This window comes from Salipaludibacillus daqingensis (genome assembly GCF_029891575.1).
GTDB classification, from domain to species: Bacteria; Bacillota; Bacilli; order Bacillales; family Salisediminibacteriaceae; genus Salipaludibacillus; species Salipaludibacillus daqingensis.
On sequence record NZ_JARZHF010000003.1, the window covers coordinates 222,213 to 236,299 of the forward strand.

Genomic DNA, 14,087 nt, shown 5'->3' on the forward strand with positions numbered 1-14,087 from the left:
TTGAATGCACATCTATTTTTGTATTCCTTGTGATTTTTTTATCGAACAGATATCAAAATTTAATAATCACTCGAAAGTCGAGATTATTCGGGAAGTGACAGGCACCACAAAGCTACATTTACAGCTAGAGTAGTTTTACCAACTCCGCCTTTGTTATTAAAAAAAGTTATTGTTTTGATGGTGAACGCCACCTTTTATAAATATATAATTTATCTTCACTAAATTTTAACACACTTAGTCTATACAAAATATAAAAAGCTAATAGTTATTCTCCCAACACTTTGAACAAATTTCTTGAATTACTGGTAATTCTTAAACCTAGTAATTTCTTAATTTCGTTTTTTATTATTTAAAGAACTAGATGCTGAAGAAGGATCAATTTCAATTCCTAATGCAAGAGCTTCTTCTTTCGCATCATTTATAATTTCATCAAAGATAATATCATTTAATTTGTCTAAATACATAGATATCCTAATAATTGTTCCTGTAAAATCACAAATTCGCTCTATATGTCTTTTATTATGGAATGACATTGCTAAAGTTCCACTCACAATGGTTAAATCTCCTCCAGTATGTGTAGCTATTCTCTTTACAATATTCAAACCAAAGCCTGTATTCTTGTGAGTTTCTGAAGCATATGAATGATTAGATTTTGCTGTTATACCAGGAATTATCGCTCTTAAAATTGCATCTCTATCCGAAATTTCATTAAACCATTTATACTCCATATCAAACGGTACAGTCTCTCTTAATCCCACTCCATTGTCAGATATTACAATTTCTACTCTCTTATCCTTCTCATAATATTGGGATGAATAATTATATTCATCTGTTTCTGAATGATCGAAAATATTTCTAACCATCTCCCTTATTGAATATTCGATTAAACTTTTCACTAATGTATTCTCTTTATAATCTGTAAATTTTAAGTTTGTCTCTACTAAAAAACTCGCAATATCATCAAAATATGTTTCTGTATTTTCATGTTTTTTTCTAAGCCTTTCATAAAGTTCATTTAAATTTACTTTAGTAGGTGATATATATGTACGACCATTTGCTTTAAATTGAGTATTTGTTGATAACCCTATCATTTGGAAAAATCCTATATTTAATCCATAAGAGATGGGTCCACTACTTTCCTTATCAAGAGTTTTTAACGAGAATGTATATTCTTTCGACTTTAACTTATCAATAATTGCCCAGAACATAATTGCACCAGTAGGCTCAATAAAATCAAGTTTATCAAAAGAAAATATCAGTCCATCTTCGTGTTTTTGATAGTAGTCATTTCTAGAGAGCGTTTCACTTAATTCTATCATTTTTTCATATTTACAATTCACTATATTTATTATCATATTTACCCCTTTAATAAAAAGCTCAAATAGAGTAGAGAACCAAAATAATAATATTTAATATTTACTACTCGTTGACTTTTCCCCAATCAAAAATATAAAGAGACTCTAGCATAATAGCTAAAGCCTCTAAATTGTTGAAAAATATTAACCAAGTAATTGTAGTACTGATTGTGGTTGTTGATTTGCTTGAGCTAACATAGACTGAGATGCTTGGGAAAGGATGTTTGCACGAGTCATTTCCATCATTTCAGCAGCCATATCAACGTCTCGAATGCGAGATTCCGCAGCTGATAGGTTCTCAGAAGAGTTATCTAAGTTAGAGATTGTGTGCTCTAAACGGTTTTGCGTCGCACCTAAATTAGAACGCTCAGCTGAAACTGTTTCAATAGCAGAATTAATTGCAGTGATAGCTGTATCAGCATCAGCTTGAGTAGATATATTTATTCCACCATTTACTTCTGCATCTACAATTGCATCAGGATCTGATGCGTCCATTGCTGAACCTGTACCATCATCTACCCCAAGAGAACTAGCGTCCATTGCTGCAATAGAAAGTTCTAGGTTCTGTCCTTCATTTGCTCCAATATGGAATTTAGATTCAAGTGCACCACCTAGTAGGTTTTGTGTGTTGAATTCTGTATTGTTGGAAATACGAGTAATTTCAGAAGCTAATTGATCCACTTCTTTTTGAAGTTCTTCACGATCTACATCGACGTTTGTATCGTTTGCAGATTGAACTGCAAGCTCACGCATACGCTGAAGAATACTGTGCGTTTCATCAAGTGCACCTTCTGCTGTTTGGATCATAGAAATACCATCTTGTGCATTACGGCTAGCTTGATCTAAACCGTTAATTTGTGCACGCATTTTTTCAGAGATTGCAAGACCTGCTGCATCGTCTCCAGCACGGTTGATACGCATACCAGAAGAAAGCTTCTCCATTGAGTTTTGCATTGAGTTTTGATTGATACCCATTTGACGGTGCGTGTTCATTGCTGGAATGTTGTTGTTAATAATCATATTATATTCCTCCTTGAATTTACTTCCGGTTCACGTCCTTGTGAGTGGAAGTTCGTGTTTTGATGAAGCAAGATAACGTCGGCCGCCGTTTCCTTTTTCATCGTACAATAGTATTATCGGTTCACTTTAGTGAATGTTAACCTTTTTTCTAAAAAAAATGTTAAAAATTTTTAAATCTTATTCTGTCGTATTAAAGCTTCGTTCTTTTTACCCTGTAAACACAAAATAAGCACCTACATCTCTGCAGGCACTTCAACTTTCCACAAACAAAACTAGCACCTAAAAGAGGTGCTACGAAACTTGTATTCTATTACCTTACTGCATCGACCCAGCCTTTACGGATGATATGAACCATGGCGTCTGTGCGATCGTTTGCACCTAGTTTTTTCAAAAGATGGCTAATCACCGTACTAACGGTTGATGGTGCTAAATACATAATCTCTGCGATTTTGCGATTGTTATGTCCGTCGAGAATATTTTGTAGAACGTTCTTTTCGTTATCTGTCAGTATGTATTTCACATCTTCCGTTCGTAGCACGAGGCGTTTGATCGGTCTGTCCTTCAATTTTTTTCGCTGAAGGTCGATGACCAAATCACTGTGAAGGTTTTGTTCTAAGTAGACACCGAATTCGTCAATCGTTTTTAAAATACGCTTCGTACTATTCAAAAATGATCGAATGGAAACGATGCCATCTAGATCGTACATGAATAAGTTGAACAATGACTTCGTCGGACAATCAGCTGTCATGATCAACGTATATGTATCTTTTTCCTTCAATTCTTCTAATACAGATTTCACCATATGATAATTGTCGATCTTTGCTTCGTCTATAAAAAGAAAGATATAGCGAACCTGATCCACATTAGGAGGGCAACTCTTTTCGATAATGACCTGGTTATTAGCGGAAATTGACGTTAATTTCTCCTTCGCTTGCTCGGTCAAGCACTGATCAAAATCGATAAAGAGGACCTTTTCGGTTATCGCTGTATCTTTGTCAGAGTACAATGAGTGCATAGATGGATCCCCTTTCACTTATGTCTACTCTTAAGAATAACGATTGAGACTATAGCCGACAAGATTCGATTGTCGTATCATATCTGTGACTTTTGTTGTGCAATTGTGAGAAATACGCCAACAATTTCCTGTATAAGGTAAGTTAAACAAGAATATAACTATTTGTTAACATTTCGTTCATAATTCATCGTTTTTTCTAGAGAGACTATTTCCGTCTATTTGTACGTCATACCGAACAAAAGAACTTTTTTTTAAAAAAGAAACCCCCTTCGGTAAAGGGCTATTCATGAAAGCGATGTTGTCTTCTTGTTAAAAAATTTAGATAAGCCTTTAGTCTGCTTGTTTTTTAATTGACTGAGTCAATTGTTTCAGTACGTCAATCGATGATGTATTGGATGCTTCTGTGTTTTCCTCTTGGATCGCTAAATAAATTTCTTTACGGTGAATATCGATGTTGCGAGGTGCATCGATTCCTAGTTTAACTTGATCACCGTCGATTCCTATCACTCTCAGCTCAATATCGTCGCCAATTTTAATCGATTCGTTAAGTTTTCTCGATAATACGAGCATCGTTTAGCCCTCCTTCTTTGCAGAAGCAGTTAATGGCTTTAATTCATGCTTCGTGTGGTAGCTTGATTCGTTCAAGACGATTTGTTTTCCTCTTTTTCGAGTGGTGTTTAATACGATAGGACCTCGTAAATTGGCAGTGGACTCTTCTAATGTGTCCCTTAACGTCAATACAACGAAGAGTGCCACATCTTGCTCGTTCTCAATCTCTAAGGCTTCTAAAGTTTGGTCGGATAACTTCGCTTCATAATCGGGAAAAAATGTAAACGGTGTCATAAGTACTAGTGCAAGTCCTGCTGTATTTGTCGATTGTAGTATGTAAAATGGGCTTGGTTCTTCATTAAACGGGAGAAGAATAAACGATCGTTCTTCTTCAAAGCTCGGTAACCCTTGCTCAAACTCGATAATATTATTTTCATTGATATCTATCTTGCCAGAATACTTTGTTTCAATGTTCAACTTGATCACTCCAATTATCTGTTTATTAGTTTATTGTAACGAAAATCATACGTCATGTCTCGAAAGATGAGAAATCAGTTAACAGTTTGTTGCATTTTGTTGAAAAATGACGTTTCATTTCACCTCACACATAAAAAACATCCGCCTGTATGTTCAACAATAGCGGATGTCATAGCTGGCGATTAATAGATCCTCCAATGACAGAAAAGTCAATTTGATTTTTTTGCTGAAGGTAAACGTTCGTTTCCCAGCGTGGGATATTGATTTGTGGGTCATTTCTTTGAAACCGAATCGTCGGTTCTGGCCAGTCAAATTGCATACTTACTTCAGATGGCCGGTAATCAAAGGACACTTTGCCCATATGCTCAGGAACCATCCCGATATTGTACTGTCTCTCTGGGAACAGTTCACTGTTTTGCTTCGCAATCGAGGCAATCGCATTCGATCCATGTTCAATTTTTTTCAGCTGTTCTCCTTGTTGAATGGTCTTCGCCACATACTGCATCACATTTTGCCTTGCTCGTGCCGCAAACTCATCAACACGGCGCATTGGTCCTTTCAGATCCGCATCAGCAAACGCCTCCGTTTGATCAATGAACAACTTCGATGCCGTCGTACTAATCCGAAAACTCCCGACTAGCTCTTGGTCAATATAAAGATCGCCACTTGGCTGATGAATACTCATCGGAGGACGCTGCTGTTGAAGTCCGATTTGTGCTTGAACGGTTGAAATATCTAAACGGGCGACATCCATCACAGGCCTCCTTTGTGCGTTTTATCATATTCTGCTCAGATCAATGATGGAAATCTACCTCAAAAAATCCATTAGCGTTGGTTGAATGATTCGACCACTAGAAGAAAGAGCGGCACGATGAACGTTCTCTTGCGACATCAACGCGATAATGACTTTTTCAATATCCGCATCTTCATTATCAGACATGATCCGCTTCGCAATCACTTCTTGCTCTTGAACTCGGTTATCGATCATTTCTACGCGGTTCATGCGAGCTCCAAGCTCAGCCCGCTCATCAACTGAATTGTTAATATGAACATCTAACGTATCGAGCATTCCTGATAAGTCTTCAGCCGTTGTAGTCGGGTCATTCAACATATCTTCTAGCGCTTGAATATCAGCGAATAATTGCTCAGAAAAGACCTTATTAGGAGTCATGTTCACAGGAACTTTCACTCCTTTTAACAATTCAATTTCCACATTTTGTTCGTTTGTGGAAAACTGCCCCGCTTCCAAATCAATCGGTTTGTTCGTTGTATCAGTTCCGTTAAAAATGTATTTGTTGTTTGCTTTTGTATTTCCTAAAGATTCCAGATGCTCTTTCAGCTGCTGTACTTCTTTCGCAATGTTGGCCCGCTGTGTTTCTTCATACGTATCATTAGACGCTTGAACGGTCAATTCACGCACGCGATGAAGAGCATTCGTCGTTTGGTCAAGCGTGGAATCGGCCGTATCCATCCAGTTATATACTTCAGATAAATTTCGTTTGAATTGCTCTGTTTCCGTTACTTGCGTGCGATAGCGCATGCCGTTCATCGCTACGACCGGATCTTGTGACGCTCGTGAAATTTTCTTTCCCGTCGAGAGCTGATCTTGGTATGTTTTCAGTTGCTGATAGCTTTGACTCAAGTGTTTCATAGAGTTATTTGCAATCATGGATTGTGTAACGCGCATGAACATTCACCTACTTTCTATTCGCTTCATTCATTATTTCGGACATTTCATCCTTTGTTTTTCAAAATTATCCTAGACTCTCAATTATTAACGTCCAACTAGTCCCATATTATTAATAATGCGATCAAGCATTTCATCGACAGCGGTCAAATTTCTCGCTGCTGCATTATAGGCGTGCTGAAATTGAATCATGTTACTCATTTCCTCGTCGAGGGACACGCTACTTACTGACTGGCGATTTCCCTCTACAGAGTCTCGTAAAGATGACGTGTTTCGTAATAAACGCTCCGCTTCATTCGTATCAACGGCCATTTCACCGATGACACCTTGATAAAAGGATTGGACGTTTGTCGTTGAATTTCCACCGAAATCCAAGTCTTCATCTTTTACGTCTGATAGATTTAGAGCGTTGCCACCATCACCTGCGTAACCGAGGCGACCACCGTCTTCCGAAACATTTTTAGCTGCGGCAATGTTATCAAGGCTATCTTTGATATCATCTGTGATCTTTAAGTGTTTCGCCGCTCCTTGAATATTCTCCAAGTCAATACCATCTTCAGCAAAATCGAAGAAATCAAAGCCCTCAAAACCATCGTCAAGGTCTCCCCTGATTTCTGATAAACTAATTCCTGCACGATGAACGTCGTTATATTCAGCGACAAATGTTGCAACCATCTGATCAAGGTTTGTCATCATTTCCGGAAGCAAACCTTCCACATTCCCCGACTCAAACTCATCACCTGCGAAGGATCCAGTATCGTAACCGAATGCTTGAATGACAGCAGTTAATGACCCCGTCGACTTCATGAAATCATTGATGTTAACTGTGACTTGGTCATCACTTGCAAAGTTATTGTAGTCACTAACGGACAAATCAACTAAGTCATCATTTTTAAACGTCATCCCATTCACGGAACCATCTGCCCCATCGAAATTTACCTCGATCTGATTTTTCGTTAAGGACGCCCCATCTACTAATGTAATTCCGGTTTCTTTTCCATTTTGACCGAGTAAAGAAATCGTATATTTCCCTTCAGCCATATCTTTTGCTTGGCCTCCACTAGCTACTCTTTCGACCTTGATATTCATATATTGCGAAAGCTCGTCTACTAACTGATCCCGCTGATCGTAAAGATCATTTGGTAACATCCCGTGCGGTTCAACGGAGCTAATTTGCTTATTTACATTATCAATTTGCGTTAACAAGGAATTAATTTGCTTTTCCTGAACGCCGATTTGTGCTTTATGATCTCTCTGAATCGCCTCTAATGAATCATGTGTATAATTGAACGTCTCCGCAAGGGCAATTCCTCGTTGCCTGACAACAGAGCGAGCACCAGAGTCTTCTGGATTTGCCGATAAGTCTTGCAACGACTGCCAAAAGCGGTCCATCGTATTCGCCAAGCCATCTTCCGTTGGTTCATTCATAATGTCTTCTATTTTAGAAAGAGACGTATGGCGCGCATCCCAATATCCACTCTTATTATTTTCCGCACGAAACTGCATGTCCAAGAATGCCTCACGGACACGTTGAATTTCGCCTGCTTTGACCCCAGTTCCCAACTGACCAGGAATGCCTGGCTTGTTAAAACCCGGGCTTGGGAATGCCTCTGTCTGTGTGAAATTAACGCGCTGCCTCGAATATCCTGGTGTATTCGCATTGGCGATATTGTGGCCTGTTGTATGTAATGCGGCTTGTTGCGTACTTAACGCACGTCGGCTCGTCTCAAGTCCGTGAAAGGTTGATAACATCGTTTTCTCTCCTTTATAAAACTAATAAATTTCTATGCTTTTCATCTATTCAATATGGTCCTATTCAACCTTCCGTTAAACTTTCGAATCAAACAACGAGCGTCCACCTGGATCGATCTCGTCATCATCCTCTTTTTCACCAGCTCCAGAGTAACTAGTAAACTGGTTTTGAGGATTCATCGCATCAAGGGACAAGTTGACAAACCGCAACGAATCTTCTAAAAGCTGCTGATTAAGATTGTTTTGCTCTTTCAGCTTTTGAATTTCCGTCATTAATCGCTGCTGCCAGTATAGTAAATCTTCCCGATCTTTTTCCGGAAAGAGTGGCGTTAGTTGTTCCATCGTCACGTTTTCCTTCACGAGCCCCTTTTCTTTCATCCATTCCTGAACGAGGTGCTGGCGCGTGTTTTCCAGCTTCCGCAGATGCTGAATCAACGGGGATTCGTCTTTCATCACTTGCTCAAGACCTTGCATATCCCCTGTTTTTATCACTTCTTCTTTTCGAACTGCTTGCTCATTAAACCGCTCATGCAAGACAGTCATCGCTTGAAAAATTTGAATCAGCTCCTGCTCCACGCTTCACACCTCATTCTTTTTATCGATTATCGATCCCAAAACTCATAAAATTTCTTGGCCACTTCTTGATGGTTCACCTTGTATGTGCCCTTTTCAATTTGACTCTTCACTTCATTAACTCGCTCCTGACGCTCCGCCGAAATCTCTTTCGACTTAGCCATCTCCTTCGCTTCTGAAGAAATTTCTACCTTATCAGAACGTTTTGTTTGCTCATTTTGCTGACGGTCCTGTGTCTCCTGAAGCTTGCGATATGCCTGAACCGAATGCATCGGATTAATCTTCATGTCATTCCACCTCCTGGAATAGTATCCTTCATTTCCATAAACGAACGACTACATTCCTTACTTCTGTTTATTATATCGGATCCTACGCGGAATTCTTTAGTTTTGCCAAGAAAAAATCTCCCATCGTTTAGAAAACGTTGTTATCGACGCTTCTCACGTATATATTAGAACCATGTAATTAAGCTTAAAGCAATATCTAGCTCGCTTAGTTCCTTTCAACGTATACATTCCCTCGATTCGGGCACTATGTTCATCGTTTACTTCCCTTCGCTCGGCTGACAGCGACTGAAAGGTACTATCTAGATGACTTACTTCCTTTCACCAGCGTCGCTCTCTCGCTTCGGACACTATACGCATCCTTTACTTCCCTTCACTCGGAAGGCAGCAACTGAAAGGAACTATCTAACTCGCTTAGTTCCCTTCATCGGCGACGCTCTCACGCTTCGGGCACTATGCCCCAACGCCACACCCCCCCACTTCCCAAACACAAAAAAACGCCCAACTATGGTTACCAAACCAAAGTTGAACGCCTCCCCTCAAACGTTATCTCCTTCTATTCCGACCTTCACGAACTCGCTCGTCCATCGTCGAATAAGTCTTGTACCGCGCAGTTTCACGCTCCTTTTTTCGCCCTTCAAACGCTTGTTGCCGCTCACCAGCATGCAAGCCTGACTGGATTTCCCCACGACACTTTTCACAAATCCGCCCCTCGCGAATTTCTCTGTCGCACTTCTCGCACGGGTACGTTAAATTAGGAAATTGCGCCAAGTGCAAGCGACCCTCTTTCACAAACTGAGTAATCAACTCTCTACTCACTTCCGTCGCCTCGACGACCTCATCCATGGTCGCCTTACGATTCTCTCGCTTGCGAATAAACGTGTACACCGTTTGATATTTCTCCTCCACCTCACGGGCACACTGATCACAAACAGATCGCAATGCCTTCACAAACAACTTGTCACAATTCGGACAGTTTGCCAAATCTGCCATCTTCCCCACTCCTTTGAATCCAAAGTATATATTAGTTATATCGACATAATTCAACAAACTTTAACCGTTGTTTTTCAAAGCACCCGTCGCCCTCGCTACCGTCACCGCAAACACTTTCTCCGCACCAGCCTCATACAACACAGTCGACGCAGAACGTAACGTCGCTCCCGTCGTATAAATATCATCAATGATTAGCACACGCTTCCCCGCCCAATGCCACTTCTCTCCCTCAACAGACAACCGAAACGCGCCCTGAAGTGCGGCAATTCGTTCCCGTCTATCCCGCTTACTTTGCTTCGCCGTTTCCCCTCGCCGCTGCAACACATCACAGCACGCAAACTCCCCAGCCAACAATTCCGCTTGATTGAACCCCCGCTCCCACAACCGCTCCTCCGAAAGGGGCACCACCGTCACCACATCAATCTTCCCCAAAGGCCTCGTTAACCGCTTTAATTTCTTGGAAAAAAGCGTGGCAAGGGTCGCATCTCCGCGGTACTTATACTGCGCCATCACTTCTTGAAGGAAGTCATTGTAAACATATAAAGAACGCTGCTGCACCGAACGATCTTCGCCTTTTTCTGCTTCCTTCCACTTCGCACAATCGCGACATAACGTTACAGGTTCTTTCACAAAGGTAGCCGGCAGTTTCACCGACGCATCCACAAAATCATGATCTGCTTTTTCAACTTGTCGTCCACACATCTCGCATCCTACTTCGTTTATGTTCACCAGTTTCCCTTCGCAGTCGGGGCATAATACTTTTTCTTCAGGTAGCCCTAATGCCCACGTCCAGTTCACTTCTTCCATAAATGACCGATCACAATATAAACATCGACTCGTTTCTGACAGCGTATCACTCCACTTTGACACCTTCCCTCGCCTCCATCATCGATCTTTATTCATCATTTCAATATGGCGGATCGCTTGTCCCATCGCCTTTGTTTTACCATAGTGAAAAAACACAACGTCACCACTTGGTCGATCTGGACTCCTTCCCACACGACCTGAGATTTGCACGAGAGCGGATTCTGTAAAAATACGATCTTCGGCTCCTAAAATTCCGACTTGCACACCTTTCACCGTGACTCCTCGCTCTAAAATGGTCGTTGTCACTAACACGTTCGTTTCGCCTTCACGAAACCTTATTACTTTCTCACGTCGACTCGGATCCGCCGCATGGACGGTTTCCACGTTGACGGTTTCACATGCTATCCGAACAGCTTCTTCGATTTTTTCCATCAACGAAATTTGCGGCACGAATAAAAACACTTGTTTTTGATTAGCGATATGACCTCGAAGCCACTCAATGACTGGGTTAGGTAAATTTCCTTTAAGAAGTTTCTTTTTCCAGTTTCCGATCCACGTTTGTTTTGGAACAGGAAGGTCGTGACCATGGTAACGCCTCAGTACTTTTACATAAGCAATCTTCCCCGACGCAGCCTTTCTCTTCAGGTTATCTGGAGGAGTTGCTGTCACATAAACGGTCAAACTTTCTTTCGCACGAGCATTCTTCACCGCATACTGAAGTTTTTTATCATACGAATAAGGAAAGGCATCCACTTCATCAATAATCACGAGAGGAAAATGGCGATAAAACCGAAGCAGTTGATGAGTTGTAGCAATGACTAGTTCTCCTTGCTCGAAGCGTTCTTCTTTTGGAACTCCTCCGTGAAACGCTCTTACTACCGTATGAGGAAAAGCTTCTGTCATTCGCGGCAATAACTCCAACACAACGTCCGTTCTTGGCGTCGCCACTAAAACTGGCCCACCTTTCGTTAACGCTAATTGAATCGCCGCAAACAGCATCTCTGTTTTTCCTGCACCACAAACGGCCCAGATCAGGAAATTCTTCTCCGTCTTGTAACGAGTCGTTACATGATTAACTAATGCTTGCGAAGCTTTCGATTGTGCAGGGGAAAGCTGTCCTTTCCAACCGAGGGTATGCCTTTTTTCTTTCGCCTTTTCCTTTTCGTTCCATGTAAGTAAGGGACTGCACTCTGCGACACGTCCCATCATTAAACAAGCGCGGCAATAGGCACACATTTTTTTGCACCTGGCACAAGAAATGTCGCCAAATAAAAATGGATCATCGTTGCCACATCGCCTGCATGTTAACTTTGGGTTTCGAGTGATCGCTGGCTGATAGTGAATGACGCCATGACAAACATGCTCATGGATAACGTCCAATGAAACGTGGGCAGTGATTTCGTCCACTAACAAACGCCTTCCATATAATACATTTCTTAACTTATCGTTCACTTGGAATTTTTCATTAAGTAGGGGGAATGAAATCTCATTTGAGGGTATATCAGAAAGTCTTACGAGTGGGTATGTCGGTATTTTGTCAGCATCTCTTGGAATCAGTCGTTCAGGAATGAGCCAATAGAGAAGATTTGTAACGATCTCGCCTTTAGGATACAAAGACGGAAAGGACGGGTCATCAAGTGAAACCTGATAAAAACGCACTGGGCATGCGCCTCCTTTACGAATGAGGTAACGAACTTCTTTGGGATCGAGCAAACGACCGTGGCCGTTTGCTTTCCTCCGATTGTTGACGAACTTCGTATGTTAGCTAAAACTTGAATCTACCCAACCGATCCCTAGGCTACCTTCACCAAGGTGCGCACCGATCACAGGGCCGAAATAGCTAATATAGACGTTTGCGTTTGGATATTTATTCTCTAACATCGCCGCAATTTCAGCTGCTTTTTCTGGTCGATTCGCATGAATGACAGTTATATCAAGAGGAGCACCGTCTTTCGCGTCTTCATCTAATAAATGATAAATCTTTGCCAGGGCTTTTTTCGTCGTGCGAACTTTCTCATAAGGGACGATTACTTTATTATCGAAATGAAGCACTGGTTTGATGGATAATAAACTTCCAACAAACAATTGCGCACCGTTTAAACGACCGCCACGGTGGAGGTGATTCAAATCGTCAGCGATGAAATAGGCCCGAATATGTTCTTTCATTTGATACAAATGGTCCAATATCTTTTTCGCGTTGTATCCTTGTTCCGCCATTTTTGCAGCAGAAAGGACGTAAAAACCTTGCACCATGCAGCTAACTTCCGTGTCGAACACGTGAACTTCCACATCTGGCGTCATATTTCCCGCCGCTAACGCGGTCTGATGTGTCCCACTAATCCCGCTCGATAACGTAATAACAATGATCTGATCGTGATCGTCAGCTAACTTTTGGAACACTTCTTCAAACAGACCAATAGCCGGTTGCGACGTTGTCGGAAGTGCTTCTGTTTCCTTCATCTTTTCATAAAATTGTTCATTCGTGATGTCTTGCTCTTCTTTATACGTTTCTTCACCAAAAATAACATTGAGAGGTACCATGGTTATGTGATGTTCCTCGCGTAAATCTTTCGGTATGTAAGCCGTACTATCGGTTACAATAGCTATTTTACCCATGACGCTTTCCCTCTACTTCCATTGTAAATTAGTCACACGTTTCGTCCAGTGCAACTGTCAGTATCCTTATACTACCAATGATTGATCAAAGGTGTCCACACAAATATGCACCTGCTGACTAGAAGCAGGTGCAACATCCTTTCGGAAGCTTGTCCATTCTCATTTTTATGCAAAAAATGGAATTTATCGCTCCGAATTAATTTACTTTAACCCAACCATTTTTAATCGCATCAACGACAGCTTGCGTGCGGTCATTCATACTCATTTTTTGCAAAATGTTACTAACGTGGTTTTTCACCGTTTTTTCACTAATATAAAGCGCTTCACCAATCGCTCGGTTGCTTTTTCCATCTGTCATTAACTGCAACACTTCACATTCGCGACGTGTAAGAAGATGTAGTGGGCGGCGATACTCCACTTCACGGAAACCAATTTCTGTTTCTGGTCCGTTATCATTTGCTAAACGACGGTATTCATTGACTAGATTGTGTGTCACTTTCGGATGAATATAAGCTCCACCATCTCCAACAACTTTCACAGCTTCAATCAATGCTTCTGTATCCATCTCTTTTAGTAAATAACCGGAAGCTCCTGTTTTCAACACATGTGTAACATACGTTTCGTCATCATGGATGGAAAGAATCAATACTTTCACATTCGGGAACGTTTCAACGAGTGTTTTTGTCGCTTCCATTCCGTTGACGTTTGGCATGTTAATATCCATTAACACAACGTCTGGTTGGTTTTGACGGACAAGATCTAGCACGTTTTCTCCATCGCTACCTTCCGCAACAACTTCAAAGTTATCTTCCATTGATAAAATCCGTTTCACACCTTCTCGGAACAATTGATGGTCGTCAATGAGTACAATTTTTAATTTATCGTCTCTCTCCATTTTCTTCTCCTCCTATTATAATGAATAATTCATTTCATTTACTTTTTTTTAGTCATATACACCC

General features: G+C 41.0%; 16 protein-coding genes. All 16 read right to left on the minus strand.

Annotated elements, in window-relative coordinates; genetic code table 11:
* Window positions 1–83 precede the first annotated feature (83 nt).
* The 16 genes from QDN89_RS21985 to QDN89_RS07965 all read right to left on the minus strand — a co-directional run bounded on the left by QDN89_RS21985 (window position 84) and on the right by QDN89_RS07965 (window position 14,023).
* A complete protein-coding gene (locus tag QDN89_RS21985) occupies window positions 84–191 on the minus strand; it encodes a ParA family protein (RefSeq protein ID WP_425335383.1) in 108 nt (35 codons plus the stop codon).
* A gap of 138 nt (window positions 192–329) precedes the next feature.
* The gene (locus QDN89_RS07895; RefSeq protein ID WP_280769568.1) at window positions 330–1,355 is read right to left on the minus strand and encodes an ATP-binding protein; all 1,026 of its coding nucleotides are present in this window, start codon (window positions 1,353–1,355) and stop codon (window positions 330–332) included.
* 144 nt (window positions 1,356–1,499) lie between these two features.
* Window positions 1,500–2,375, minus strand: coding sequence for a flagellin N-terminal helical domain-containing protein (locus QDN89_RS07900; RefSeq protein ID WP_280769569.1), 876 nt, complete (start codon window positions 2,373–2,375; stop codon window positions 1,500–1,502).
* A 310-nt stretch (window positions 2,376–2,685) separates the two neighbouring features.
* Window positions 2,686–3,390, minus strand: coding sequence for a response regulator transcription factor (locus QDN89_RS07905; protein WP_280769570.1), 705 nt, complete (start codon window positions 3,388–3,390; stop codon window positions 2,686–2,688).
* 330 nt (window positions 3,391–3,720) lie between these two features.
* Window positions 3,721–3,960 carry a carbon storage regulator CsrA gene (gene csrA, locus QDN89_RS07910; protein ID WP_280769571.1) on the minus strand — a complete coding sequence of 80 codons (240 nt, stop codon included), beginning with the start codon at window positions 3,958–3,960 and terminating at the stop codon, window positions 3,721–3,723.
* Between the two features lie 3 nt (window positions 3,961–3,963).
* On the minus strand, window positions 3,964–4,416 hold the full coding sequence (fliW, locus tag QDN89_RS07915) for a flagellar assembly protein FliW (RefSeq protein ID WP_280769572.1): 453 nt from the start codon (window positions 4,414–4,416) through the stop codon (window positions 3,964–3,966).
* Window positions 4,417–4,585: 169 nt separating this feature from the next.
* Window positions 4,586–5,170, minus strand: coding sequence for a DUF6470 family protein (locus QDN89_RS07920; protein ID WP_280769573.1), 585 nt, complete (start codon window positions 5,168–5,170; stop codon window positions 4,586–4,588).
* A 54-nt stretch (window positions 5,171–5,224) separates the two neighbouring features.
* Complete coding sequence (gene flgL / locus QDN89_RS07925; RefSeq protein ID WP_280769574.1) at window positions 5,225–6,103, minus strand: flagellar hook-associated protein FlgL; 879 nt, start codon at window positions 6,101–6,103, stop codon at window positions 5,225–5,227.
* A gap of 87 nt (window positions 6,104–6,190) precedes the next feature.
* Complete coding sequence (flgK, locus tag QDN89_RS07930) at window positions 6,191–7,855, minus strand: flagellar hook-associated protein FlgK (protein WP_280769575.1); 1,665 nt, start codon at window positions 7,853–7,855, stop codon at window positions 6,191–6,193.
* Between the two features lie 75 nt (window positions 7,856–7,930).
* Complete coding sequence (locus tag QDN89_RS07935) at window positions 7,931–8,431, minus strand: flagellar protein FlgN (protein ID WP_280769576.1); 501 nt, start codon at window positions 8,429–8,431, stop codon at window positions 7,931–7,933.
* A 26-nt stretch (window positions 8,432–8,457) separates the two neighbouring features.
* A complete protein-coding gene (gene flgM / locus QDN89_RS07940) occupies window positions 8,458–8,715 on the minus strand; it encodes a flagellar biosynthesis anti-sigma factor FlgM (protein ID WP_280769577.1) in 258 nt (85 codons plus the stop codon).
* Window positions 8,716–9,258: 543 nt separating this feature from the next.
* The gene (locus QDN89_RS07945) at window positions 9,259–9,759 is read right to left on the minus strand and encodes a TIGR03826 family flagellar region protein (RefSeq protein ID WP_342394370.1); all 501 of its coding nucleotides are present in this window, start codon (window positions 9,757–9,759) and stop codon (window positions 9,259–9,261) included.
* 6 nt (window positions 9,760–9,765) lie between these two features.
* Window positions 9,766–10,575 carry a ComF family protein gene (locus QDN89_RS07950; protein ID WP_280769578.1) on the minus strand — a complete coding sequence of 270 codons (810 nt, stop codon included), beginning with the start codon at window positions 10,573–10,575 and terminating at the stop codon, window positions 9,766–9,768.
* Between the two features lie 15 nt (window positions 10,576–10,590).
* Entirely contained in the window at window positions 10,591–12,171 is a 1,581-nt protein-coding gene (locus QDN89_RS07955) for an ATP-dependent helicase ComFA (RefSeq protein WP_280769579.1), read from the minus strand.
* A gap of 102 nt (window positions 12,172–12,273) precedes the next feature.
* Window positions 12,274–13,128, minus strand: coding sequence for a DegV family protein (locus QDN89_RS07960; protein WP_280769580.1), 855 nt, complete (start codon window positions 13,126–13,128; stop codon window positions 12,274–12,276).
* Between the two features lie 196 nt (window positions 13,129–13,324).
* A complete protein-coding gene (locus QDN89_RS07965; protein WP_280769581.1) occupies window positions 13,325–14,023 on the minus strand; it encodes a response regulator in 699 nt (232 codons plus the stop codon).
* Window positions 14,024–14,087: the final 64 nt, after the last annotated feature.

Bases quoted from the DNA above. Each gene is read 5' to 3' on its own strand.
- QDN89_RS07895 (WP_280769568.1), bottom strand. From the start codon at position 1,355: ATGATAATAAATATAGTGAATTGTAAATATGAAAAAATGATAGAATTA.
- flgK (WP_280769575.1), bottom strand. From the start codon at position 7,855: ATGTTATCAACCTTTCACGGACTTGAGACGAGCCGACGTGCGTTAAGT.
- flgM (WP_280769577.1), bottom strand. From the start codon at position 8,715: ATGAAGATTAATCCGATGCATTCGGTTCAGGCATATCGCAAGCTTCAG.
- QDN89_RS07965 (WP_280769581.1), bottom strand. From the start codon at position 14,023: ATGGAGAGAGACGATAAATTAAAAATTGTACTCATTGACGACCATCAA.
- csrA (WP_280769571.1), bottom strand. From the start codon at position 3,960: ATGCTCGTATTATCGAGAAAACTTAACGAATCGATTAAAATTGGCGAC.
- flgL (WP_280769574.1), bottom strand. From the start codon at position 6,103: ATGCGCGTTACACAATCCATGATTGCAAATAACTCTATGAAACACTTG.
- QDN89_RS07900 (WP_280769569.1), bottom strand. From the start codon at position 2,375: ATGATTATTAACAACAACATTCCAGCAATGAACACGCACCGTCAAATG.
- QDN89_RS07960 (WP_280769580.1), bottom strand. From the start codon at position 13,128: ATGGGTAAAATAGCTATTGTAACCGATAGTACGGCTTACATACCGAAA.
- QDN89_RS07905 (WP_280769570.1), bottom strand. From the start codon at position 3,390: ATGCACTCATTGTACTCTGACAAAGATACAGCGATAACCGAAAAGGTC.
- QDN89_RS07920 (WP_280769573.1), bottom strand. From the start codon at position 5,170: ATGGATGTCGCCCGTTTAGATATTTCAACCGTTCAAGCACAAATCGGA.